We start from the raw sequence: 24,444 nt of genomic DNA, 5'->3' as shown, positions 1-24,444 counted from the left end.
CTTCCGCGCCATAAAAAACCAGCATAGAGCTTAATAAGGTATAAGGCTTATTTTTCCAAAATGGGCCATTAACAGGAAACATCAATTATTCACCAATCTATACTGCTCCGGATTGTAGCGCTCTCCCACGTGCGGGTATTGGTTCAGGAGGTCTTCCAAACCTTTAAGGTCATGGGTCGTGAGTTGGACGTCTACGGCGGCGGCGTTTTCCTCCAGGTACTTTCTTCGTTTGGTACCGGGGATAGGGATGATGGTCTCACTTTGCGCCAACACCCAGGCAAGAGCCAGTTGGGCAGGCGTGCAGTCTTTTCCGGCGGCAAACTCAGCAAAGGCTTGGGCTAGTTTCTGATTGTTGTCCCAGTTGTCCTGGTTCTGAAAACGGGGCAATGATTTGCGCATGTCGCCTTCGGGCAGACTCTCCAGACTCACAGTATTGGTCACCAATCCTCGGACCAAGGGGCTGAACGGAACAAAGGCAATGTCCAGTTCCTGGCAAAGCGGGAGAACTTCCTGCTCCACATCGCGGGTAAGCAGCGAGTACTCAGACTGAACCGCAGCAATAGGATGGACCGCATGCGCCTTCCGGATGGAGGCCGCCGAGGCTTCTGACAAACCCAGGTACCGCACCTTTCCTTCCTGCACTAGTTGGGCCATGGCGCCTACCATTTCTTCTACGGGTACGTTGGGGTCTACCCGGTGGGCGTAGTACAAATCAATCACATCTACCTTCAGGCGTCGCAGGCTGCCCTCAACAGCGGTGCGCATATAGGCCGGAGATCCGTCAAAATCCATTTTCCCGTCGGCGGTTTGCTTGAATCCAAACTTGGTCGCAATGAAAATCTTGTCGCGGTTGGACACCAGCACCTGTGAGATCAGTTCTTCGTTGTGGTGCGGGCCGTAGACATCGGCGGTGTCCCAGAAGTTGATGCCTAACTCCAGCGCCCGGTGCAGGGTGGCAATAGATTCGGCATCGTCGCGGGTGCCGTACGCCTGGCTCATGCCCATACAACCCAAACCAATGGCCGATAGCCTTTCTCCGGTATTTCCTAAGCCTCTGTATATCATGTCAAGGTGTAGTTTTTAGGTTAAAATTGAAAGTCTTGTGTACGCCTTTGTAGCGGATTAGGCCAACCGAAATCTGAGGTTAAGAAGAAGGTCTGTCTAGGTTCTGAGTAGGGTTACCGGTTTTGAAAGGCCATTCGTGGTTCAATTTGGCTTTGATGAAGTACACTACCGTGCCTAGTGAGATGACCACCAGCCCCGAGATGACCATGGTCGTACCTGTTGATATCAGAATACCCGCCCACATGAGCAAGGCAATGATTACCGGCAGCGGGAACAACGGCATTTTGTAAGGGAAGTCCTCTCTGGGCCGGTTCTTCCGGAGCAGCAACAAGCCCACCCCCTGACCGATGAACTGAATCAGAATCCGCATGGCCAAGATAGCACTGATGACATCGCTCAACCGGAACAGCATGCTGAACACAAAGGCCACGCCGCCCAAAAACAGCAAAGAATAATGCGGGAAATGCTTGGTAGGGTGCACCTTGGCGAAGACCTTGAAGAAAGCGCCATCTGCCGCGGCCGCGTACGGAATACGAGTGTAGCCCAGGGTGGCCGAAAACACCGAGGCGAAGGCTACCCACAGGATCAGCACTGTGACAATAGAGGCGGCCGTGTTGCCCGCCAGGCGCTGAATGAACAGGCTTACCACAAATTCGCTGTCTTTGGCCTCTTGCCACGGCACCACGCTCACCACACTGATGTTCATGAGCAGGTACAAGGCCGCAATGCCCGCAATAGAGTAAAACATGCTTCGCGGGATGTTTTTCGTGGGGTTCTTGATTTCGGCCCCTAAATGGCAGATGTTATAGTAGCCCAGGTAACTGTACACCGTTTTCACGCTCGCAAAGCCAATGGCGGCCACAAACCCGTAGTTCACGGTAAGGCCTTCGTTCATCTCCCGCAGCGGCTGCAGGAAGTTTCCGTTGGCCAGTCCGCCGCCAATGATCCAGGCCATGGTAAGCAGGACGCCCACCCACAGCAGTACGCTGATTTTGCCAATAGACTCAATCTTGCGGTACAGCAGCACCACAATGAGAATGACCACCCCGCCGCTAACCAGTTTAGAGGTGATGTCTGTCAACGGCACCAAATACGAGAAGTAAGACGCAAACCCGATGGCCGCCGAGGCGATCACCAATGGCGCCTGAATCATGGTTTGCCACACAAACAAGAAACTCATGAACCGGCCCGCGCCTTTTTCGCCGTAGGCTTCCTTCAGGAAGTTATAGCTGCCGCCTGCCCTGGGGAACGCCGCGCCCAACTCGCTCCAGATCATGGCATCCACAATGGACAGGACTGCCCCTGCAATCCAGGCATACAGAAAGTAAGGACCGTTCATCATCCCAATAACCATGGGTAGGGTGATGAACGGACCAATGCCCACCATGTCAATCATGTTAATGGCCGTGGCTTGCGCCAGCCCCAGGCGACGTTCTAAGTGAGGTGCAGACATGTAGAAGTAGAATCAGATAAGAAGCATTCAGGTGCCTAAAGATGCACATTTTACGCGCCGCCCGCATGGTTGGTCTGGTTTCTGGAAGGAAAGCAACTGCCATTTATAGGCTGGTTTCTGGAAAATAGCCTTGAATCCTTGCAAACCCTTGCCAATCCTAAAAATGGTCATGCCGCAAGTTTGAGCGCAGCGGTAACTTGTGGCTCTTTTGACCGCCAGTTTGTAACTGGCGAATTCCTAAACGCGGAGGAGAAAAGCCAGTTGTAAACTGGCAAGACGCCATCCACAAGTTATCGCCGCGCTTAGACTTGAAGGATAAATAGAAGATTGAAAAGGGTAGAAGCGATTCTGTTTTTAAGCCTGGTTTTCAGAAAATAAGCCGAAAGCTACAGAGTGCTTTGCGCTTTGTAAAACTCCCTTATCTTTGAGAACCTAAGTTCTACTAAAACGCTTTAGCAAACCTCCTCCACCAATATGAGAAAACCTCTGCTTCTGGCTTTTTTGCTCTGCCAGTTATCAGCCTTCGCCCAAAAGCCAAAGCATGATTTGGTCCGTTGGGTGAACCCCATCATCGGGACGCACAAGATGGGCCACACCTATCCGGGAGCCACCGCGCCCTTCGGGATGGTACAGCTCTCACCCGATACCGATACCATCCCCTACGAGGTGAACGGGGGCTACAACAAAGACGTGTACAAATACTGTGCGGGCTACCAGTACGATGATCCTACCATTGTGGGCTTCAGCCACACGCACTTCAGCGGCACCGGCCACTCAGACCTGGGCGATTTCCTGCTCATGCCTACCACCGGTAAACTGCAGCTGAACCCCGGAACGGAAGCCAAGCCTGAGAGCGGCTACCGTTCCAAGTTCTCGCATACCAACGAACGCGCCGAGCCTGCTTACTACAGCGTAAAACTGGACGACCACAACATTCAGGCGGAGCTTACGGCCACGAACCGCGTGGGCATGCACCAGTACACGTTTCCCAAATCAGACGAGGCGCACATCATCCTGGATTTGATGCACGGCATCTACAACTACGACGACAAAAACGCCTGGACGTTCCTGCGCATTGAGAATGATACCCTCATTACCGGTTACCGCCAAACGAACGGCTGGGCCCGCACCCGCACGGTGTATTTCGCCATGTCGTTTTCGAAGCCTTTTACCCAATACGGCAACAAAGACTACTCCAAGGCCCAGGTGTACCGCGGCTTTTGGCGCAAGTTTGACCAGAGCAAGAACTTCCCCGAGATGGCCGGCAAACAGCTCCGCGCCTACTTCGATTTTAAGACTACCGAAGGAGAGAAGATCAAGGTGAAATTCGCATTATCCCCAGTAAGTACCGAGGGCGCCTTAGCTAACATGCGGGCCGAGATTCCGCACTGGGACTTCGACCGCGTGAAGGACGAAAGTCAAGCTAAATGGAACCAGGAACTGGGCAAAGTACGCGCCACCTTGCCCACCAAAGACGACTACATCAACTTCTACACCGCGCTGTACCACACCTTTCTGGGCCCCACCACCTACATGGACGTGAACGGCCAGTACCGAGGCCTGGACCAGAACAACCACCAGGCAAAGAACTTCACTAACTACACCACCTTCTCGCTTTGGGATACCTACCGCGCCCTGCACCCGTGGTTCAATGTGGTGCAGCCCAAACGTAATGCTGATATGGTAGAATCTATGCTGGCGCATTATGACCAAAGCGTGCACAACATGTTGCCCGTCTGGTCGCACCACGCCAACGAGAACTGGTGCATGATTGGGTACCACAGCGTGTCGGTCATCTCAGATGCCATCATGAAGGGAACCTACACCGGCGATGCGAACCGCGCGCTGGATGCCTGCGTGGCTACCGCCCGCCAAGGCTACTACGACGGTCTGAACTTCTACATGCAACTGGGCTACGTGCCCGAGGACAAGAACAGTTCCTCGGTTTCCAAGACCCTGGAGTACGCCTATGATGACTGGTGCATCGCGCAAATCGCGCAGAAGCTTGGCCGACAAGACATTTACCAGGAGTTCAGCAAACGCGCCCAGAACTGGAAAAACGTGTATGACAAAAGCATCGGGTACATGCGGCCCAAGCTAAGCAACGGCACGTTTAAAAAGGAGTTTGATGTACTGAGCACCCACAACCAAGGCTTTATTGAAGGCAACGCCTGGAATTACAGCCTCTACGTGCCGCAAGCCCCTGCCGAGATGATCCAGACCATGGGCGGTAACGCCAAATTCGTGCCCCACCTGGACTCGCTTTTCACCATGCACTTGCCGGATGAGTTCTTTAAAGACACTGAAGACATCACCCGCGAAGGCATCATCGGGAATTACGTGCACGGCAACGAACCTGCCCACCATGTAGCCTATCTCTACAACTGGACAAACCAACCCTGGAAAACCCAAGAGCGCGTGCGCATGATTTTGAAGAAGCAGTACCAAGCCGCTCCAGACGGTTTGGGCGGCAATGATGACTGCGGCCAGATGAGCGCTTGGTACTTGTTCAGTTCCCTCGGGTTCTATCCGGTGGCCCCCGGTTCAGAGCAATATTCCCTGGGAAGTCCGGCGGTGAAGGATGCCACTATTGCTTTGGAAAACGGCAAGACTTTCCAGATTGAGGCCAAAAACCAGAGCGAGAAAAACGTCTATGTGCAGAAAGTAGAACTTAATGGCAAGACCTTAACCCAGCCGGTTTTGAACCACTCAGATCTGGTGAAAGGCGGAAAGCTTACGTTTTACATGAGCGGCAAGCCAAAGAAATAGAAGTTCCTTTTTACTGATCAAAGCCCCATAGAGCATTTTAGGCCTGTTTCCTAAGAAAAAGGCCTAAAATGCTCTATGGGGCTTTCTTCTTTGCGGAAAGTTCTGTTGAAATGTTGTGCAGGATCCATTTTTTCTGTTTCTCTTTTATGCCAAATAATATCTCCAGGGTAGAAGGAGCGATTTTGCATATTTTAAGGTTTTGCATAGTGCAGGGTGATTTATTCTTTTCACCTCTGGGGTTTACTAATCTAACACTCATAAAGGGGATAATCGTCAGAGGAGGGAGGGTTTTTATTTGTACTACAGTTAATTAAGATTTAGGTGTATAGCTGTTTATTAGGTGTTAGATGCTCTAAGTAATTCGGTTTATACGGTGATGCTTCGGAACATACTTAGAAAGTCACCGTTTAAGATTTATGTGACAAATATGAATTTACCGTTACAGGTCGCCTTGGTTGGTGGCTTTCCTTTCCAAATACTACAAATAAAAACTATGGCCGATTTAGATGTACAACCCAAAAGCAGCAGGCCCTGGTGGCTGTGGCTTTTAATAGCCTTGGTGGCGCTTGCCTTGCTGTTTTTCCTGTTGCGCGGGTGCGACAATACCAGAGATGAGGTAGACAACGCTACCAGTGAAACCACCTCTGCCGTTTCTGAGGCCGGAGATGAAGTGGCAGGTGCCGCTGCTACCGGTGCTGCCGCCGTTTCAGACGCCTGGGACAACGTCAACCTGGATGCTCCTGAGATAGCCTATGATGAAATCACTGACCAGGACATTGATGTGCGCGGCAATGAAAACTATGCCGTTTACAGTGTAGACGAAACAATTCTTTTTGGAAGTGACAAAGCGGAGGTTCAGCCCCAGGCCGGTCAGAAATTGCAGCAGATAGTGGCCTCCATGGAGAAACGGTTTAATGGTGGGCAGGTACGCATCTATGGTTACACAGATGCCCAAGGCAGCGCCAGTTACAACAAAGAACTTGCCGAGGAGCGCACCAAAGCAGTACAAAACTGGCTCGTTGACAACGGAAAAGTCTCTAAGGAGAGCATATCCCTGTACCCCGTGGGGGAAGCCAACCCAGTGGCCTCCAACGCCACGGCAGAAGGAAGGCAGCAAAACCGAAGAGTTCAGATTGTGGCTCGCAGATCTGAGTAAGCCTTTCTGGTTCACCAGCGCATATTTGCTCTTAAAGTAATTACTACCGGTGCTTCGTGCAGCACCATAAACTAGAATCAATGATGGAAAGAGATAATAATTATAACCAGCAGAACAATCTGCAGGAACTGGGCGGCAGTGACTACGAGATCGCTGACAACCAACCCAACATCAAAGGCTGGACCGTCAAAGACAGCAGAGGCCAAACCATTGGTGAGGTGGAGGAGCTCATCTTTGACGTCCAGGCCAGAAAAGTGCGGTACATGGTGGTAGACCTGGAAGGAAACGTACTGGACCTGGATACCCGAGACGTGCTGGTTCCTATTGGTATTGCCCAATTAGAAGATGACGGTGACAACGTAATTCTGCCTAACGTCACAGCAGACCAACTCAGATCGTTGCCCACCTATGAGAAAGGACGCTTTGACCGGGATCATGAGTCCTCCATTAGATTCATTTTCGCTGGTGCTGGAGCAGCCGTTGCGGGTGAGGGCGCAGCCTTGACAGGTTCAGACAGGAATACCTCCGACCGGGATGGCTTTTATGAACACGACCACTTCTCAGACCGCCTTTTCAACCGGGGCACCACCACCAATACGGGGTATACTGCGCCGGCCACTACCACCAACACCACCCAAGATGATGAGGTGATTCCTATCATAGAGGAAAATCTCCGGGTAGGAAAAGAGGAAGTAGAAACTGGTGGCGTACACATCAGCAGCCGTATGACAGAGCGGCCTGTAGAAGAGCATGTCCGTCTACGCCAGGAACGGGTAGTGGTGGAGCGTACGCCTGTAGATCGCCCGGCTTCAGAAAGAGACCTTGACAACTTTCAGGAAGGTGAAATTGAATTAACCGAGCACGCGGAGGTGCCTGTAGTTAACAAAGAAGCCCGCGTGGTGGAAGAGGTTATTTTAGAAAAAGAGATGGAAGAGCACGATGAAGTCATCAGAGACACTGTACGCTTCACCGAAGTAGACGTAGATGACCTCCGGCCAGACACCACCAATCGCATCGGGTATACCACCGACTCCACCCTGGATGAGGATGCCCCGGACCGTGACCGCACCCGCCGGCCTGGCCTGGATAATGATACGAATACCATTTTATAATACTTTTCTTGTTTTCTGAAAGGCGGCTGCTCTACTTGAGCAGCCGCCTTTTCTTTGGTTACTTGGGCACCTCTACCAAGCGTTACCAACAAACCAGCCAAAGCTGTTTTAGTACCCTTATCTGAAAATTACCCCTAAAGCAAAGCCACCAGCCTTAAGCAGAAATGGGAAATGTGCAGCCTATCTTCTATATTCAATCAAACAAAACAAACCTATGGACCAGCGCATCATCAACCTTTTTGACGAGTATACCCACGCTCCGCTTTCCCGCAAAGAGTTTCTCACCAGACTGGCCAAACTGACGGGCAGCCTTACGCTGGCCCTATCGCTGCTGCCTATGCTGGAGAACAACTATGCCCAGGCCGCTACCGTGGACGACAAAGACCTGCACACCGAAGACATTACCTTTCCCGGGGCTGAGGGCGTAACCATGAAGGGATTTCTGGCACAGCCAAAAGGCAAGAAGAAGTTGGGCACGGTGATGGTCATCCATGAGAACCGAGGTTTGAACCCGCACATCCGGGATGTAGCCATGCGGGTGGCGCAGGCAGGCTACCTGGCCTTGGCGCCTGATGCTTTGTCGGTGCACGGAGGAACGCCCGCGAACGAAGATGAAGCCCGCGCTCTGTTCTCTAAACTGGACGCACAACAGAACCTGACCAATTTCCTGAAAGGGTTGGAGTACCTGCAAAAGCATAAAAACGGCAATGGCAAAACCGGGGCGGTAGGCTTCTGCTGGGGCGGTGCCTTGGTAGGGCAATTGGCCGTGCACTCTCCGGAACTGGACGCTGCCGTCGCCTACTATGGCCGTCAACCGGAAGCCGCCGATGTATCCAAGATCAAAGCAGAGATGCTGCTGCACTATGGCGGATTGGACGAACGGGTGAACGCAGGCATCCCGGCGTTTGAGCAGGCCCTGAAAGCCGCCAACGTGAAGTATCAACTGTACGTGTACGAGGGAGCCAACCATGCCTTCAACAACAATACCTCGCCGGCACGTTACAACGAAGCCGTCGCCAAACTTGCCTGGGGCCGTACGCTGGAACTGTTTGCTAGAAAACTGAAGTAAACAGAAAGGAACATCATCTTGTCCGCTTAACAAAGGAAAAGGGAGCCGCGGTAAATGGTCTGCGGCTCCCTTTTCCTTTGTTGCGTTTCAGGCCCAGATTATCCAAATGCCGCTTAAAGCAGTAGGGCGGTTTCAGGCCAGAATTATAAATTATTTTCAGCTTCCTTTTCCCAGATCATAGTTAAACCCGATGGAGAGCGAGTGAAGTGCCTTTTCCCCCCAACCTTCTCCCCAATAATGGTCAAAATTACGGCTGGTAAGGTTTCTTCTGAAAAGAAGGAAATCTGCCTTGCCGCTGAAACGCCTCCATATTCTATAATTGAACCCGAAACCCGCCATGGCAAACACATCTATTCCTTCGTCCTGCACATCAAACTCCGTGGAGGTTTCATTATTTACCGTCCGTTTTCTGGAATATCTTGTGGTACCGTAAGCAGGCATCACGGAGGCTGTCATGTAAATGGGTACCGCCTTGTTGGCATTGATCAGGGTGAGCTTGCCCGTCAACTGCAGGGCGATTACATGGGTGCTGGATTTATCTTCCTCTTCCGACATCTCTCCATTTATGAGCATACCTAAGTATTTGTGGTGAAAATCCTCTCCACCATAAGCAAGACCACCCTCCAGGTTGATCCTTTTGTTTACCTTATATCCTAGGTGGATGCTTTTTGGGACAAAACTGGCATGTTGTAACAATGAGGGATTCTTGGGGTGGTCATAAAAGAGGTAGTACATGGTGATGGGGAGATCCGCACCTAGGTAAAATTTGTAATTCTTCGTTTTAGAGGAGTCAACTTCCTGAGCGGATAGGTCAATCCAAGTGAGGGATAATAGGAATGCTAGAATGTACTGGGTTTTTGTTTTCATGTATTTCTTTATTTATTACAATTATAAAATATTATATAAAGTGAATACGCCTGAGATTGTATTCTTATTGTCTGATTTAGAAGATAAAAGTAAAGCCCCATGCAAGAATTTTTCCTCTAGGCGAATTCTGTTATCTCCTGTACTTTTCAACATGAATGAACCAAACCAGAACCTTCAAGTGATTAGGTAAGGCAGTCCACATTCAGTTGAATTAGTACTAGTTTCAAAGTGGCACCGGAAAGATGATTTCAAGGCCCGGAATTCGCGCGAAGAGCACGTGCAGGGGCACAAAGAGCAACAGCAGCACAAGGAAGCAGAGCGGCCCAAACTCACCAAGAAGCTCACCTATTTTGAAGGTGTTTTGTAGAAAACAGGCCTAAAATAAACAGCAACTCCTGCCCGGTTCTATTTACGGGGCAGGAGTTGCTGTTTTAGGCTCTTTTTAAAAGAGCCTTGGCTTACGTAATGGGCAGATACCAAGGCATTAGAGTAACAGAAGCATCAGTTCAGATCACAGGAGCTTTTGTTGATGAAATACACCTGGAATTCAGAACCCTTGCCTAATTCACTTTCCACCTCAATGCGGTCCCCGGAGTTTTCCAGAATTTTTTTCACCAGGTACAAGCCAATGCCGGAACCCTCTACGTGGTCGTGTACGCGCTGGTACATGGCGAAGATTTTGCCCAGTTGGTGTTGGGGAATGCCCAGCCCATTATCGGCTACGGTCAGGATGTATTCTCCGGTTGGCGTAATGGAGGTTTTGATGGTTACTTCGGGCGTCCGCTGCGGATCTGCATATTTCACCGCATTAGACACCAAGTTAAAGAGCAGACTGCGCAGGTTTTTACGGGAATAACAAATGCGATCAAACTCCAGGGCCGTGATCTGTACCCGGGCTTTGCTGGCTTCTAGTTTGACTGATAATGTAGCTTTAATCTCTTCCAGTAAATCGGGGATGTGGACCATTTCAGCCCGGTCTTTGGTCTGCTGTAGTTTGGAGACGTCAGACAAATCTGTGATCACCTTGAGTAGCGTGGAGATAGAGCCTTCCATCATGCCTAAGATGGCTTGGTGCTGAGAAACGTCTGACCCCAGGTCTTCTTTCAAGGCAGTAAGTAAGCCCTCCAGGTTGGTGATGGGTGATTTAAGGTCATGCGAGGCCGTGTATACAAAGTTGTCCAGGTCGTTGTTAATGCGTAGCAACTCCTGGTTTTTCTGGGTCAATTCCTCGTTGCGGCGGCGCTCGGTTAGGTCCCGGGTTACTTTGGCATAGCCCAGCAGGCGGTGCTCTGAGTTATATATCGGCGTTAAAACAACGTTGGCCCAAAAAGCGGTCCCGTCTTTCCGGATGCGCCAGCCCTCGTCCTCAAACCGTCCGTCTTTGATGGCCGTGGTAAGCTCATACTGCGGGAAATTTCGTTCAATGGCCTCGCGGGGATAGAAAATAGAGAAGTGCCTACCCAGAATCTCTTTGGCCTTGTATCCTTTGATGCGCTCAGCCCCGGCGTTCCAGCTGGTGATGTGGCCCTCTGGGTTGAGCATGAGAATGGCATAGTCTCTCACGCTGTCAATAAGTAACCGGATTTTCTCCTCGCTTTCCTTTAGCTCTTCGTGCGTCTGGAAAAGCTGCTGCTCCAGTTTCTTTTTCTCTGTTAAGTCACGGGTGATTTTAGAGAAGCCCAAGAGCTCATTCTTGCTGTTATAGATGGCGGTGATGACCACGTTGGCCCAAAACGCCGAGCCGTCTTTGCGATATCGCCAGCCTTCGTCTTCAAACCGGCCGACTTCGCGGGCCATCTTAAGTTCATACTCCGGAAAACCGCTCAGGATGGCTTCGCGGCTGTAGAATTTAGAGAAGTACTTCCCAATAATCTCACTGGCCTCATAGCCTTTGATGTTTTTGGCGCCCTGGTTCCAGGTGGCAATGTTGCCGGCAGGGTCCAGCATGAAAATGGCATAGTCGGTAACGCCCTCTACCAGCAGCCGGAACCTTTCTTCGCTTTCTTTTAACTCTTCGTACGCCTTGAACAAATCGTCTTCGGCCTTTTTACGCTCAGACAGGTCACGGGTAATTTTGGAGAACCCAATGTGTTCTTTCTGGTCATTGTAAACGGGGGTGATGATCACGTTGGCCCAGAACACAGACCCATCTTTTCGTACCCGCCAGCCTTCGTCCTCAAACCGGCCCAGTCGCTTGGCCTCACGCAACTCAAAGTCTGGGAAGCCGATTTCCTTGGCCTGGGAGGTGTAAAAAGTGGAGAAATGCTTTCCAATGATGTCTTCGGGTGCGTACTGTTTTATACGTCTGGCCCCAGCGTTCCAGGTAGCCACATGCCCGGTGGCATCCAGCAGAAAGATGGCGTAATCTGTAACATTCTCAATCAATAACCTATACCTGTCATTCGCCGGGGTTTTTTCCAGTAAACTGGAATCCATCTCAAGTTCGCCTGTGTTCATGGTAGTAGCTGAAGGCCAAAAAAGGTTGTAAGCGCCCTGATGTTTTCAGAGCAGGGTAAGTTATTCAAATATCTTTCTTTCAACGCAGAAAGTGGTTGAATGTAAATTATCTTCTACTCATTTCTTTTTAAAGTGGAATTAAGACCTCCCATACGGCTAAAATTTTGTTGAGTTGCACTGCAAAAAGAGGTTTGGCAGATGCCAATAGAAGCTGTATTTTACACCCTTAACCAACGAAATAAAACTATGTCTTATATCCCCTCTGACCAGCGCTACGCTTCTATGGAGTACCGGCGCTGCGGCAAAAGCGGACTAAAATTACCGGCGCTCTCCCTGGGCTTGTGGCATAACTTTGGACACGTAGATGTGCTGCAAAACTCTCGCCAGATTCTGCGCGATGCCTTTGATGCCGGCGTTACTCACTTTGACCTAGCCAACAACTACGGCCCGCCGCCCGGCTCGGCCGAGGAGAACTTCGGGAAGATTCTGCACGAGGATTTCCGGAGCTACCGCGATGAGCTGATCATCTCCTCCAAAGCCGGTTACAAGATGTGGGAAGGCCCGTACGGCGAGTGGGGTTCCCGCAAGTACCTTATCTCCAGCCTGGACCAGAGCCTGAAGCGCATGAAGCTGGACTACGTGGATATTTTCTACAGCCACCGGCCAGACCCCAACACCCCGCTGGAGGAAACCATGGGCGCGTTAGACTCCATCGTGCGTCAGGGCAAAGCGCTGTACGTGGGCATCTCCAACTATGAGACCCCAGAAGCCACCCGCGCCATCCAGATCCTGAACGAACTGGGCACTCCGTGTCTTATCCATCAGCCTAAATATTCCATGTTTGTGCGTTGGGTAGAAGAAAGTCTGCTGGATTTGCTGGAGCAGGAGGGAGTAGGCTGTATTCCGTTCTCGCCGTTGGCTCAGGGGTTGCTCACCAACAAGTACCTCAAAGGCATTCCGGAGAACTCCCGCGCCGCCAAACCGCACGGCTTCCTGCAAGAGGGTGACATCACCGAGGCCCGCATCAACCAAATCCGTCAGCTGAATGAGATTGCCGAAAGCCGGGGACAGTCGCTGGCTCAGATGGCGCTGGCTTGGCTCCTGAAAGACCCACGGGTGACTTCGGTATTGATTGGCGCCAGCACGCCTGCCCAGTTAGCTGACTCCCTGAAATGCATGCACAACACGCAGTTCAGTTCAGACGAGCTTGCCCAAATTGAGGCCATCCTGAAATAACATCCAGCGGTTTTAGGCCCAGTCCCCAATAAACAGGCTAAAAGAAACTAAACCTGTGAGGTTTCTACAACTTCACAGGTTTTTCTGTGGCCGGTTAAAAAAAATCAGATTTAAAAATCATTTATCGCTATTTAAAAATCATTTATCGCTATTTAAAAAAACTTTTACCCTATGAAGCACCTTTCTAAAAGGAACAACAGATTCCTTTTTCTGCTGATCGCCTTGGTAAGCCTGGCATTGCCCTTTGGGGCGACGGGCGCTCCCAAGCAGGAGTTTTACCAGCTCAGAATCTACCACCTCAAAAATCAGCAGCAGGAAGACCGTCTGGATAAATTCCTGAAAGACGCTTATCTGCCAGCCTTGCACCGGGCGGGAGTGGGCAAAGTGGGCGTCTTTAAACCTGCCGAAGAACCAGCCGCCAATGCCGCTACTCCCGCGGATAGATTGGTGTACGTGTTTGTGCCTTACAAAACCTCTGAACAGGTATTCAAAGTGGAAATCGACTTGGCCAAAGACAAACAGTTTGCCTCGGCCGGGCAAGACTACCACAATGCCACCCATGACAACCCCGTGTACCAACGCCAGGAAGTAATCTTGATGGAGGCTTTTGCCGGTCAGCCGGTTTTCACGGCCCCTAACCTGAAAGCGGCCCCAAGGGAGAGGGTCTATGAGCTGAGAAGCTACGAGGCCGCCACCGAGAAACTGCACGAAAACAAAATTGCCATGTTCAATAACGGCGAGATGGAGATCTTCAGCCGGTTAGGGTTCAACCCCGTGTTCTACGCCCAGGTAAAAGCCGGAAGCAAGATGCCTAATCTGATGTACATGACTTCCTTTGAAAGCAAAGTCGACCGTGATGAAAAATGGAAGGCGTTTGGGGCAGATCCCGCTTGGAAGAAGATGAGTGCTGACCCGCAATACGCGAACAACTTCCTCCGCGCCGATATCTATTTGCTGCACCCTACAGTTTATTCAGAGATTTAGCCTCTTTGCAGGCTTTTTTTACAAAAACAGCCCTAAAACAGAAAAGGCAGGTACTTGTACCTGCCTTTTCTGTTTTAAACATCTTTAATTACGATTGCCTCTCGGTTTGGCTGGAAACGTATTCCACAAACTGGCCCACGGTATTCAAGGGTACCTCGTCTGGAATCACAATCTTGAAGCTTTTTTCCAGCTCCCAAATGATGGAAACCACATCAACCGTGTCAAAACCGAGTTCCTTGTTCAGGTCTGATGAAATCCGTAGCCGGGAGGGTTTCACTCTTTTTACCTTGCTGATTATTTTAACAACCTTCTGGGCAATGGAAGGTCTGGGAAGGGTTGTCATAAGAATTGGGTAGATTTAACTCAGTACTACTAAGGTTTAAATGGATATTGGGGCTTTCTGCCGGTTTTCTTCTAAAAGCAGATTTCTTGCCAAAAAACAAAAAACGGGCGTAAAGCAGCTTTCAAAGGTACTCCACAGCTAAGTGCCACCAAAGCGTGGGGCTGGTATCCTGCAGGCAAGCGAAAAAAACGGGCGCAAGATGCGCCCGCCTTTACATCATTCATTATTGGTTGTGTTCTTGGTTACGCCATGGCAGGGTGGCCATGGTGTTCTTTTTTACCTTCCAGTTCGGCGGTTTCAGCCTCCAACTCCTCGGCGGTCTTGTCTACCAGAACAATCTCGGTTTTCTTATCCAGGCCAAACTTGGCCAGGATGCGGTCAAATCCATAGTAGATGATAGGTACCACAATCAGGGTCAGGAACATGGAGGAGCTCAGACCACCAATCAAGGCCCAGGCCAGACCGTTCTTGGTCGCGGCTACGGAACCACCCGCCAATGCAATTGGTAACATACCAATCACCATCGCCAGGGTGGTCATCAAGATTGGCCGGAAACGGATGCGCACGGCTTCCAGCAAGGCGTCTTTCACGTGATGGCCTTCCTTCTTCATCTGGTTGGTAAAGTCCACCACCATAATGGCGTTCTTGGCTACCAGACCAATCATCATGATAATACCCAGGATAGAGAAGATACTCAAAGACTGAGCGGCTAAGGCCAAGGCCAGCAAGGCTCCAATAATCGCGAGCGGAATGGAGAACAATACCACCAGCGGATACACATACGAGTCGTACAAGGCCACCATGATGAGGTACACGAAGATGATAGAGGCCAGCAAGGCAATCCCCAGCGTACCGAAACCTTCGCTCTGGTTTTTCAAGTCACCGGCAAAGTCAACCGTAACCCCGTTCGGGATTCTGATTTCTGCCATCTTGGCCTGAATGTCAGCCCCGATGGAACCTGACGGACGTCCGATTACCTGCGAGTTCACGTTCAAAGAAGTCACACGGTTGGTACGCTCCAACTGAGAAGGACCCGTAGATTGCTTGATATCGGCGAACTGACCTAAACGCACCAATTGGCCCTGGTTGTTTACGAAGGAAAGGTTCGCGATGTCGGTTACGTTGCGGCGGTCAAACTCATCCAGACGGATGTTGATGTCGTAGTCCTCGGTACCTGAACGGAACGTGGCGTCTGTGTTACCAGAGAAGGCCATTTGCATACCAGCACCCACGCTTTCCAGTGACAAGCCTACGCTTGCCATCTTGTCGCGGTCTACTACTACCTCAATCTCAGGGTTACCGCCTTCCACAGACACTTCCACGTCCACGGTTCCTTCCACACCTTCCACCAATTTGGTGACCGTTTTAGAGAAGGCCATCAGAGTGTCAATGCTCGGTCCGGACAGTACAACCTGGATAGGTGCTTGCGCGTTACCCACCAGACCTACCGGTACCGGAGTCACTTCCACGTTCGGCAGTTTGCTTTCAATGTCAGCTTTGGCCTGACGGCTGAATTGCTGCGTGCTGAATGCCCGTTGCTTCACATCTACCAGGGTCACGGTCAGTTCAGACTGATACGCCGAGGTCTGGCCCTGCTGGGAAGAAGCGGTGGTACCCACCGTGGTGAATACTTTGGTAACTTCCGGGATGGTGCGCAGGTACTCTTCCACCTGTTTGGTAGCGTAGTTCGTTTGCTCTACTGTTGCGTTCTTAGGCAACTCTAACTGCAAGCTCACCTCACCTCGGTCACCCGCCGGAATAAACTCGTTTCCGATGAAACCGAACGGTACCAGCATGAAGGAAGCAACCAGTAACAGGAACGTCGCTGCCAGCGTGATGAACTTATGGTTGAACGCCCATTTCAAAGCGCCGGTGAAACCTTCAATGATTCTATCCAGCAAACGCTCAAACGAAAGAATAAAGCGGCCGAACATGTTTTTATCAGATACGTGCTCCAACTTAGAGAAACGGCTGGCAAGCAACGGAATCAGGGTAAAGGCCACGAACAGGGAAATCATTGTGGCAATGGCCACCACCACGGCAAACTGCCGCAGGATGTCAGATACCAGACCGGTTGACAAGGCAATCGGCACAAACACTACCACAATTACCAAGGTGATGGAGGTAACCGTAGCCATGATTTCCTTAATACCGTCATAGGCCGCTTGCGCTGGGGTTTTGCCCATCTCCATGTGGCGGTAAATGTTTTCAATCACCACAATAGCGTCATCCACCAGGATACCTACTACCAGCGAAAGGGCCAGCAAGGACATCAGGTTCAAGGAATAACCCAACAAGCTCATGGCGATAAAGGTAGCCACCAAAGACGCCGGGATAGACACCATTACAATCACCGCGTTTCGCAGGGAGTGCAGGAACAGCAACATTACCACGGCCACCAGCACTACTGCAATCACCAAGTCGTGCATTACAGAATCAGCGGCTTCCAGGGTAAAGTCAGAGCTGTCCGTCGCGATGTTGAATTTCAGTCCTTGGGCGGCATACGTTTGCTCCAGTTTGGCCAAGGCTGCTTTGGTTTGGGCACTTACTTCCACGGCGTTGGCATCAGACTGCTTTTGGATGGTGATACCTACCGATGGCTTGGAGTTGATACGGCTCAATACCTCGGTGTCTTTCTGGGTATCCTGTACCTCGGCTAAGTCTGATAACCGTACAATTCCGTTCTGGTCTTCTTTGATGACCAGGTTGCGCAGTTGGTCCAGGTTCTGGTATTTACCGGCCAAACGAAGCTGGGTTTGCCCGTTTTCGTTTTTGATTCTACCGGTAGGGAAGTCCAGGTTAGAGTTTCTGATTTTCTGCTGCACCTGCAGGATGGAGATGCCATAGGCTTCCAACTTGGCCGCTTGAATGTTCACTTTAATCTCCCGCTCCGTACCACCCAGAACTTTAATCTGGGCCATACCGGGCACACGGGAAAGCTCTGGCTTGATTTTGTTGTCAATCAGGTCGAAGAACTCCGTAGCAGGCATGTTAGCGGTGGCACCCATCTTAATGATAGGCAGGTCGTCAAAGTCAAACTTGTTCAGGGTAGGCGCATCGGCGTCTTCGGGCAATCGAGCCAGAATGGTGTTGATTTTCCGTTGGGCGTCCTGCAAACTCAAGTCTACGTCCGTTCCCTGGTTCAGCTGAACGGTGATGATAGAGAAACTCTCCAGGGAGGTTCCTTTCATCTCCTTCACGTTCTCTAAAGAAGAAAGCACGTCTTCAATCTCTTTGGTCACCGAGTTCTCCACCTCGTTTGGCGAAGCCCCAGGGTACAGGGTAGTTACCGTCAATACGGGCGGGCTGAACTTAGGCAGCAACTCGTAGTTGAGCGATTGGTAGGAGACAATCCCCAGCAAGGTAAGTACGGTAAATACCACCACTACCAAGGTTGACCGCTGTATGGATAATTTGGTTATGTTCATTTTCTAAACTTCTTCTGAATAAGAAAAGCTACTTGTCTTTATTACTTGAGGGTAGTCACCTGAATGCCTTCGCGCAGGTTAATCTGACCACTGCGTACTACTTGCTCACCCGGCTGGATACCGTCCAGAATCTCTACCTGGTCTTGGGTTACCGTTCCTACTTTCACTTTGCGCAGGTACGCTTTGTTGTCTCTTACCACGTACACGCTTGGGTCCTGAATGCTACCCACTATAGATTCACGGGCTAACAACAAGGCATCACGTTGGTCGGATACCTGGAAGAAAGCAGTGCCGTACATACCGGCCCGCAGGTTGTTGTTGGCGGCATTTTTCACCTCAATCTCCACATCAAATTTCAGGGTTGGGTCAGCGGCTGCACCGATAGCGGTCACCGTGCCTTCGTATTCCTGGGCACCACCGGCATTGGCGGTTACCTTCACTCTCTGACCACGGTTGATGAGCAGAACCTCGGCCTCAGAAACCTTTACATTCAGTTTCAGGCGGTCTACGTTCACGATGTCGTACAGCTTGGTGCCTGGGTTCAAATAAGAACCTACCTCAATGTACATCTCGTTGATGTCGCCGCTGATAGGAGCCGTCACGCGGGTGTTGCCTTGGTTCTGACGAGCCGCTACTAACTGAGCACGGGTGGCATTCACGTTGATTTGAGCTTCCTCTAATTGACGCTTCGTCACCGCATCACCAGCTACCAGGTTCTTCATGCGCTCCAGGTCTTTCTGGGCTTTTTGGTAGTTTGCCTGGGCAGTAGCCAGGTTGGCGCTCATGGTATTGTCTTCTACCTGAATCAGCAGCTCACCGGCACGTACTTTGGCGCCTTTGCGCTTCAGAACGCTTTTGATTTGGCCTTGGGTCTCGGACAAGAGGGTCAGGCTTTGTACAGGCTGAAAATTACCCTGGGCCGTGAACGACTTGTCTAATTTGGCAGATTGTACCTCTGTTAAGGTCACCGGAATGGCTTCGCTTTTAATCTCGGCCACGGCGGCTTTTTCCGTCATTTCCTTCTTGTTCTTGTTAAGGGTATAAGCTACCGCGCCCACCAGGACAACAACAACGAGGATATAAATCAGTTTTTTCATTTTTTTAGGGTGTACAAAAAAAGTGTTATTGGATTAAGGTTTTCAATTCGCCGCGGGCTTTCACGTAGTCCAGCTGCGCGATTTTGTATTTCAGTCGTTCGTTGTTCAAGTTGGTTTGAGCCTCCCGAAGGCTCACTTCGGCCTCCAACAGGTCTGTTAAAGGAGACAGTCCTTCTTTGTACAGTTTGTTGGTGGTGTCATACACTTCCTGCGCCAGTTGCACATTGCGCTCCTGGTTCTGGATGGCCAGTTGGCTGGTGTTAATCTGCTTCAAGGCATTGTCTAGGCCCATCTGCGTGCTCAGCGCCAGGTTCTGCATGTTCAAATCGGTTTTCTGAACCTCAATCTCCGCCTGTTTTATCTGGTTTCTGCGCTGGAAACCGTCAAAGATTGGGATGTTCAACTGAACGCCTAACACGAAGGTGTTGAACCAAGGCTGGTTTGTGTCAAACAGGTTGAATTGCTGACGCTGCGCCTGGTAGGTGTATTGGCCAAAACCTGCCAAGGTAGGGAAGGCCTTGCCTTTGATGTTCTCCACGTTCAACCCATACAGTTTCTTCTGAGTCTGCAAAGCATTGTAATCGGCACGTTGGGCCAGCACTTCGGTTACGTTGGTAGAAAGCGGAAGCGTGGTATTGGCCAGCGTGGTAGAATTTTCAATCTCAAATTCTTGGTCCATGGGCATGCCCATGAAGAACTTCAAGGCGTTCTTTTGCTGCTCATAAGCAGCTGCCAGGGTTTGGCGCTGATTTTCCAGGTTGGTTTTGTTTACCGTAATGCGGTTCACATCTACCTTCTTCGCGAAGTCATTCTTGTACTGCAACTGCAGAATCTTCTCTAACTGCACTAACCGGTTGTAGTTGGCTTCAATAGTGCTGAACTGCTCCTTGGTTTGAAGAGCCTGCAGGTACGCCGAGCTCACGTTGTAAATCACATCTTCCTGGCTCATTTGGGTGCGCAGACGGTACAAGTCACGGGTAGTGGCCGCTGCCTCCAGCCCTACAAAGTAGGACTTGCTGAAAATCAGCTGAGAAAGCTCAAACCCTCCGTTGGCGTTGTATTTCTGCCCAAATTTCACCGGGATGTACGTACCGGGTTGGCCCACTATCTCGCCAGGCAAAAGTTGGGTAGGCACCGACGGGAACACACTTAACTGGCCAGTTCCGGTCAATTGCGGTAAGCCAGAGCCTTTGGTTTCGCTGATCTTGTACTCCGCACTCTGCTCGTCTAACTGCGACTGCTTGATGGCTATGTTATTGCTAGTAGCAAACTTGAGCGCATCCTGCAGCGACAGTAGCTGACCAGGGGTCTGGGTTTGTGCAAAACTGAACCTCACCAGAAAAGTAAGGAGGAGGCTCAGTAGTAAATGCTTCTTATTCACGGTTTTACTTATATTAATTGGTTTGTATCTTTATGTTTAGTTCAGAATTAAAAGAACTAACAAGGCAAAAAAATTAGCTTTTTCTCTCCTTAATCCATCTCTGTAATAGAGCCGGAACTTCTTTTGATAAGAATTCCATGAACTCAATGCGTTCCAGCACCTTTTCATTCATTTCAGGATTCACATCGCCCCTTAATTCATTGGCTTGTCTGAGCAGCTTGCTGAAACCCAGAATGGACTCCATCTTGTTCACCACTTCTTCATGCCAATTTTCCAGCAAAGCCCCGAAATACCGTTTCCGGTCACCAGGGTAGGTAGTGTATTCTATCAGGCGCATTTGCTGTAAAAGCTGGAGAGCGTTGCTGGTAGCACTTTTGCTGATGTTCAAGGTCTCTACAATCTCCTCAAAACTAAGGTGCGGCCGGTCTGAGACATAAAGCAACCCCATGATTCTGCCAGTCACGGGCGGAAAGCCCTGCTGCTCATGGTATATGCCCATTTTCTCAATCAGTTTCTTTTGTTCTTGCGTTAACTCTGCCACGATTGTTCCTTTCATTTGTTTAAGAACAGCACAAAGGTATCAGTTAGTTTCTTTAGTTCATAATTTTGAGAACTAAAATAATGGAATATTTTCCTCTCCTTTTAAAATGCGTTTTTCAGCATTTAAAAGGTGTTTTTTGGAAAAGTGCTCATAACGTGGAGAGCCGGAGAGGTGGGGAATGAAGGTGAAAGCCTCAGTCAGTGGAGCCCAATGCGAATTAGCAAGGAGCTTTTGTTTTTGAGAGTTGTCTTCTGGAGAATAGGATGAATCCAAAGGTTGAAAGAGTGGGGGCTGAATGAGAAAGTTAGGTCTTTATAAAAAATATCCCGTTTAGAAGCCGTTTATGATAAACAGCCCCTAAACGGGATACCCACTTCAGAAACTGAAGCCTATCTTTTGTACCTGCCGCCGAAGAAGTCTTTGGCGTTCCAGGTAGGGCGCTCGGCTGCCTGCGCTACCTGGTAACTGATCAGGAAATTGAGTTGCACGTAGTTTTTGCCTGCCTCGAAGTCAAAAGAGTCATTCAGTTCATCCTGAGGTTTATGGTAAAAGGCGGCACGCCACACCTCTACCTGCTTGTTCAGGTTATTCTGCCCGTCTTTGGTTTTGTTTCCGTATTTGATGTGCAAGGCCGGAATGCCTTGGCTGACAAAACTGAACTGATCACTTCTGATGAATCGGTTCTGGTCTGGCTCGGGATCGGCCTCCACCGCGATGCCCAGGTACCCGGCCGCATTGGCCACCGGTTGCTTCAAGGACGAGTGCTCGGCCCCTAACGCTACCGCCGATAAAAGCGGGGCTATAATGGTAGGCATGTCGGTGTTGATATCGGCTACAATCTTCTGCTTAGGAACAGTAGGGTATTTGGCGAAGTACTGAGACCCTAGCAAACCCATCTCCTCACCCGTCACCAGCACAAACAAGAGCGACCGCTTGGGTTTTTGCTTCAGCTTGGAATATACTTTGGCAATCTCCAGGACACCGGCTACCCCGGAGGCATTGTCATGGGCCCCGTTGTAAATAGAGTCTCCTTTCACCGGGGTGCTGATGCCCATATGGTCTAAGTGAGCGCTGTGCACCACGTACTCGTCGCGCAGGGCTGGATCAGAGCCGGTGATTTTCCCTATGACATTATACGAGTCAAAGTCCTGGTAAGTAGAGGTGTATCGCCCGGAGATCCTGCCTGGCAAGGCTGCCGAGGAAGGGGTGCCATTGCGAAGGGTAGCCACCACTTTGGCGGTATCCAGCCCGGCCCCTTGTAGCAAAGAATGGAAGGTGGCCGCGTTGATGTACGAGAATACTTTAGACTGCTCAGAAACGAAACTCCCCGAGGCCGCCACCTTGCCATCGGCGGTCATTACGCTGTTGACTCCGCGGGAAAGGTTAGGAACCGTGGCCTTCGGGCTAGGATTGGTGCTGCCCACAATCACACCCACGGCTCCATGGTTTACTGCATTCTGCAGGATAGTGGAGAAGTGCATGCTGGCTGCGGCAATGGTAGAGTGGAACTTCTGGGGTGCTCCCCGCAAGATCACTACTATTTTCCCTTTCACATCCAGGTTGGCGTAATCGTCATAGCCTACCTCCGGGGCGGTGATCCCAAATCCAGCGAAGACCAGAGGGGCATCAAAGCTGAGCGAGGGATTCTGCGGATTAGGGTAGATGGTAAAATCTTTTCCTCCTTCCAAGGTTTTGGTGCCTTGGGAGGTGGTGAGCGTCAGGGTCGCGTCTTTGCCAAGAAAGGCTTTCCTGATCCGGACGGTTTGCAGATAAGTATTGTTTTCGCCGCCGGGCTGCACGCCCAAGCCTTTGAATTGCTGTACCACATAGTCTACTGCCATCTGGTAACCGGGTGTGCCCGGCAAGCGGCCCTGCAGTTTATCATCAGCTAGGTACTGGATGTGGGCTTTGATATCCTCAGGCTTCACTGTTTTCAGTTGCTTGTCTACATCTTTGTCCAGCTTGAGGGTCTGGGCAAACGAGGTGCCTGACAGAAGCAAGGCACCCATGAGAAGGGATTTGAATTTCATTCTATTAGGTAGAGGTCAGTTTTTGATAGTTAGGATAAAGGAGCCAAGGTTGTTTTTAAAAGAAGGCACCCTTATTCAGGTTTGCGGACGGAAATTACTAAAATATGTAAGACCGAAACGAACAACGCCAGCCCTTTTCATGAGAAGTCCTTCTGGGCTTTATCAGCAGTTTTGTAAAAGCACCCTTAAAACAATACAGGTAATCAACCCAGTCATCTACTTATTACTGTTAACACAGATGGTTTGAATTCCTGAGGGTGGGTAGGCAATTGAAACAAAAAATCCCTGCAACGAAAGGCTACAGGGATTCAGTTTATAGAATGTGGTGTAAGATCTTGTCAGGGGGCTTCTACTTGCCGGGCTACAACACCAGAACGGCCCTTAGCGGGACTGCTGACGAACTGGTACTGGAACTGGCTGCAACGTAGGGCCGGCTAGTTTTGAAATCAACTCTTTCAATAACGAAGCGATGGAAGAAACTGTCTTGCTTGTCATGGGTTTAGATATAAAAATGTCAGGGTAAAGCCCTTACTAAGTAAGATGCCAGAAGGTCAAAGAGCCTGTTCTCTCACTTCTTCAAATTGTTCTACTCAGTTAACGTCGTGACCGACAATTTACCTTACGACGATAAGATGAATATAGTATATAAATTCATAAAAACCTTAGTAAAAATTACTATTTGATTCTTGTAGGTACAACAATAATGCCAGCCTTGAGGTTTCAACTAAGCTACAAAAGTTGCTAAGAATAGTAAATCAGTAGGTAGAGGCCTGCCGAGGAAATGCCTATAACTGTTGTTTGCCCGGCCCGCTTAATGGTTGCACCCGCGTAAAAGGTTTAGATATAAGAAGTGATGGGGAGAAGAGGTTACTCACCGCTACTTCCGTAAGCCTGCTTTTCTTGCGCACGCAGCTCGTAGAACAAACTAAGACATTGAAGGTGCCGCTGGTAGCTAAGGAGGCAGATGTCACCAAGGTGGCGTCATCGGTAGTAGATGGGTTTACATCTTCCTGGTCGCACCTTGGTAAGGCACTGTCTAAAAAAAGAAGAAATCACCGCAGCTTTATTTTTTCGATGAACAGGAAAGTGCAGCTTACCTCAGGCAAAGAACTTCCCATCAGTGATTCCTACGCCGATTTTGCCATAACATGGCGAAAGTGACAGTACTACCATGTTAAATACCCTACAGAAGTTACATATTCCGCTTTTGTCGAGTAAGGATGAAAGCGCCTTGTCAGTTGGATATTCCACTTTCCCTCCTGACCGGTTCACTGGTCGTTTTTTCCGGTTCACCCTTTTTCAGATTGTCCAGACCATCTAAAAAGACCAAGTTTGAAGAAGCGAAACGTAGAAGGTAGCATTTGTATGTTATGAATTGCCTCACCCGGTTTCTGACAACCAAGGTTATCCTTCGGCTTTTATCCCGTTTTATAGAACTGGGCCTAAAAACGAAAGG

At 50.1% G+C, this 24,444-nt stretch carries 18 protein-coding genes; 6 read left to right on the top strand and 12 right to left on the bottom strand.

Annotated features, from left to right (window positions below; genetic code table 11):
* Nucleotides 1–81 precede the first annotated feature (81 nt).
* The gene (locus tag ACW9SV_RS20675; RefSeq protein ID WP_479558677.1) at nt 82–1,065 is read right to left on the bottom strand and encodes an aldo/keto reductase; all 984 of its coding nucleotides are present in this window, start codon (nt 1,063–1,065) and stop codon (nt 82–84) included.
* Between the two features lie 79 nt (nt 1,066–1,144).
* Complete coding sequence (locus ACW9SV_RS20670) at nt 1,145–2,518, bottom strand: APC family permease (protein ID WP_479558676.1); 1,374 nt, start codon at nt 2,516–2,518, stop codon at nt 1,145–1,147.
* A 474-nt stretch (nt 2,519–2,992) separates the two neighbouring features.
* On the opposite strand from ACW9SV_RS20670, the gene ACW9SV_RS20665 reads away from it, so the two are divergent.
* The gene (locus ACW9SV_RS20665; RefSeq protein WP_479558675.1) at nt 2,993–5,287 is read left to right on the top strand and encodes a GH92 family glycosyl hydrolase; all 2,295 of its coding nucleotides are present in this window, start codon (nt 2,993–2,995) and stop codon (nt 5,285–5,287) included.
* Nucleotides 5,288–5,337: 50 nt separating this feature from the next.
* On the opposite strand, the gene ACW9SV_RS20660 is transcribed toward ACW9SV_RS20665, so the two are convergent.
* Entirely contained in the window at nt 5,338–5,475 is a 138-nt protein-coding gene (locus ACW9SV_RS20660; RefSeq protein ID WP_479558674.1) for a hypothetical protein, read from the bottom strand.
* Nucleotides 5,476–5,780: 305 nt separating this feature from the next.
* On the opposite strand from ACW9SV_RS20660, the gene ACW9SV_RS20655 reads away from it, so the two are divergent.
* The 3 genes from ACW9SV_RS20655 (at nt 5,781) to ACW9SV_RS20645 (ending at nt 8,624) form a co-directional block, all read left to right on the top strand.
* Nucleotides 5,781–6,443 (top strand): OmpA family protein, encoded by a 663-nt coding sequence (locus ACW9SV_RS20655; RefSeq protein WP_479558673.1) that lies wholly within the window; start codon nt 5,781–5,783, stop codon nt 6,441–6,443.
* 80 nt (nt 6,444–6,523) lie between these two features.
* Entirely contained in the window at nt 6,524–7,555 is a 1,032-nt protein-coding gene (locus ACW9SV_RS20650; RefSeq protein WP_479558672.1) for a DUF2382 domain-containing protein, read from the top strand.
* A 121-nt stretch (nt 7,556–7,676) separates the two neighbouring features.
* On the top strand, nt 7,677–8,624 hold the full coding sequence (locus tag ACW9SV_RS20645; RefSeq protein ID WP_479558804.1) for a dienelactone hydrolase family protein: 948 nt from the start codon (nt 7,677–7,679) through the stop codon (nt 8,622–8,624).
* Between the two features lie 156 nt (nt 8,625–8,780).
* On the opposite strand, the gene ACW9SV_RS20640 is transcribed toward ACW9SV_RS20645, so the two are convergent.
* Nucleotides 8,781–9,491 carry a hypothetical protein gene (locus tag ACW9SV_RS20640; RefSeq protein ID WP_479558671.1) on the bottom strand — a complete coding sequence of 237 codons (711 nt, stop codon included), beginning with the start codon at nt 9,489–9,491 and terminating at the stop codon, nt 8,781–8,783.
* 501 nt (nt 9,492–9,992) lie between these two features.
* Nucleotides 9,993–11,927, bottom strand: coding sequence for a PAS domain-containing sensor histidine kinase (locus ACW9SV_RS20635; RefSeq protein ID WP_479558670.1), 1,935 nt, complete (start codon nt 11,925–11,927; stop codon nt 9,993–9,995).
* A 267-nt stretch (nt 11,928–12,194) separates the two neighbouring features.
* Between ACW9SV_RS20635 and mgrA the strand changes: the two genes are divergently transcribed.
* A complete protein-coding gene (gene mgrA, locus ACW9SV_RS20630) occupies nt 12,195–13,184 on the top strand; it encodes an L-glyceraldehyde 3-phosphate reductase (RefSeq protein ID WP_479558669.1) in 990 nt (329 codons plus the stop codon).
* A 171-nt stretch (nt 13,185–13,355) separates the two neighbouring features.
* Complete coding sequence (locus ACW9SV_RS20625) at nt 13,356–14,168, top strand: NIPSNAP family protein (protein ID WP_479558668.1); 813 nt, start codon at nt 13,356–13,358, stop codon at nt 14,166–14,168.
* Nucleotides 14,169–14,256: 88 nt separating this feature from the next.
* On the opposite strand, the gene ACW9SV_RS20620 is transcribed toward ACW9SV_RS20625, so the two are convergent.
* The 7 genes from ACW9SV_RS20620 to ACW9SV_RS20590 all read right to left on the bottom strand — a co-directional run bounded on the left by ACW9SV_RS20620 (nt 14,257) and on the right by ACW9SV_RS20590 (nt 22,988).
* Nucleotides 14,257–14,511 carry an acyl carrier protein gene (locus ACW9SV_RS20620; protein WP_479558667.1) on the bottom strand — a complete coding sequence of 85 codons (255 nt, stop codon included), beginning with the start codon at nt 14,509–14,511 and terminating at the stop codon, nt 14,257–14,259.
* Between the two features lie 242 nt (nt 14,512–14,753).
* Complete coding sequence (locus ACW9SV_RS20615) at nt 14,754–17,939, bottom strand: efflux RND transporter permease subunit (RefSeq protein WP_479558666.1); 3,186 nt, start codon at nt 17,937–17,939, stop codon at nt 14,754–14,756.
* Between the two features lie 41 nt (nt 17,940–17,980).
* The gene (locus tag ACW9SV_RS20610) at nt 17,981–19,036 is read right to left on the bottom strand and encodes an efflux RND transporter periplasmic adaptor subunit (protein ID WP_479558665.1); all 1,056 of its coding nucleotides are present in this window, start codon (nt 19,034–19,036) and stop codon (nt 17,981–17,983) included.
* 25 nt (nt 19,037–19,061) lie between these two features.
* On the bottom strand, nt 19,062–20,417 hold the full coding sequence (locus tag ACW9SV_RS20605) for a TolC family protein (RefSeq protein ID WP_479558664.1): 1,356 nt from the start codon (nt 20,415–20,417) through the stop codon (nt 19,062–19,064).
* A gap of 73 nt (nt 20,418–20,490) precedes the next feature.
* Nucleotides 20,491–20,973, bottom strand: a complete 483-nt coding sequence (locus tag ACW9SV_RS20600) for a GbsR/MarR family transcriptional regulator (protein WP_479558663.1) — start codon at nt 20,971–20,973, stop codon at nt 20,491–20,493.
* Nucleotides 20,974–21,030: 57 nt separating this feature from the next.
* Complete coding sequence (locus ACW9SV_RS20595; RefSeq protein WP_479558662.1) at nt 21,031–21,231, bottom strand: hypothetical protein; 201 nt, start codon at nt 21,229–21,231, stop codon at nt 21,031–21,033.
* Between the two features lie 116 nt (nt 21,232–21,347).
* Entirely contained in the window at nt 21,348–22,988 is a 1,641-nt protein-coding gene (locus ACW9SV_RS20590; protein WP_479558661.1) for a M28 family peptidase, read from the bottom strand.
* Nucleotides 22,989–24,444 lie beyond the last annotated feature (1,456 nt).

Source organism: Rufibacter sp. JT20002 (assembly GCF_056491185.1).
Note: the sequence above shows the minus strand (reverse complement) of the source record. Positions and strands in the feature narration are given on the sequence as shown.

What these genes read in the sequence shown, in the direction of transcription:
- ACW9SV_RS20670 (WP_479558676.1), bottom strand. Translation starts at nt 2,518, where the DNA reads ATGTCTGCACCTCACTTAGAACGTCGCCTGGGGCTGGCGCAAGCCACG.
- ACW9SV_RS20640 (WP_479558671.1), bottom strand. Translation starts at nt 9,491, where the DNA reads ATGAAAACAAAAACCCAGTACATTCTAGCATTCCTATTATCCCTCACT.
- ACW9SV_RS20660 (WP_479558674.1), bottom strand. Translation starts at nt 5,475, where the DNA reads ATGCAAAATCGCTCCTTCTACCCTGGAGATATTATTTGGCATAAAAGA.
- ACW9SV_RS20590 (WP_479558661.1), bottom strand. Translation starts at nt 22,988, where the DNA reads ATGAAATTCAAATCCCTTCTCATGGGTGCCTTGCTTCTGTCAGGCACC.
- ACW9SV_RS20600 (WP_479558663.1), bottom strand. Translation starts at nt 20,973, where the DNA reads ATGAAAGGAACAATCGTGGCAGAGTTAACGCAAGAACAAAAGAAACTG.
- ACW9SV_RS20610 (WP_479558665.1), bottom strand. Translation starts at nt 19,036, where the DNA reads ATGAAAAAACTGATTTATATCCTCGTTGTTGTTGTCCTGGTGGGCGCG.
- ACW9SV_RS20665 (WP_479558675.1), top strand. Translation starts at nt 2,993, where the DNA reads ATGAGAAAACCTCTGCTTCTGGCTTTTTTGCTCTGCCAGTTATCAGCC.
- ACW9SV_RS20675 (WP_479558677.1), bottom strand. Translation starts at nt 1,065, where the DNA reads ATGATATACAGAGGCTTAGGAAATACCGGAGAAAGGCTATCGGCCATT.
- ACW9SV_RS20650 (WP_479558672.1), top strand. Translation starts at nt 6,524, where the DNA reads ATGATGGAAAGAGATAATAATTATAACCAGCAGAACAATCTGCAGGAA.
- ACW9SV_RS20635 (WP_479558670.1), bottom strand. Translation starts at nt 11,927, where the DNA reads ATGGATTCCAGTTTACTGGAAAAAACCCCGGCGAATGACAGGTATAGG.
- ACW9SV_RS20615 (WP_479558666.1), bottom strand. Translation starts at nt 17,939, where the DNA reads ATGAACATAACCAAATTATCCATACAGCGGTCAACCTTGGTAGTGGTG.
- ACW9SV_RS20620 (WP_479558667.1), bottom strand. Translation starts at nt 14,511, where the DNA reads ATGACAACCCTTCCCAGACCTTCCATTGCCCAGAAGGTTGTTAAAATA.
- ACW9SV_RS20625 (WP_479558668.1), top strand. Translation starts at nt 13,356, where the DNA reads ATGAAGCACCTTTCTAAAAGGAACAACAGATTCCTTTTTCTGCTGATC.
- ACW9SV_RS20655 (WP_479558673.1), top strand. Translation starts at nt 5,781, where the DNA reads ATGGCCGATTTAGATGTACAACCCAAAAGCAGCAGGCCCTGGTGGCTG.
- mgrA (WP_479558669.1), top strand. Translation starts at nt 12,195, where the DNA reads ATGTCTTATATCCCCTCTGACCAGCGCTACGCTTCTATGGAGTACCGG.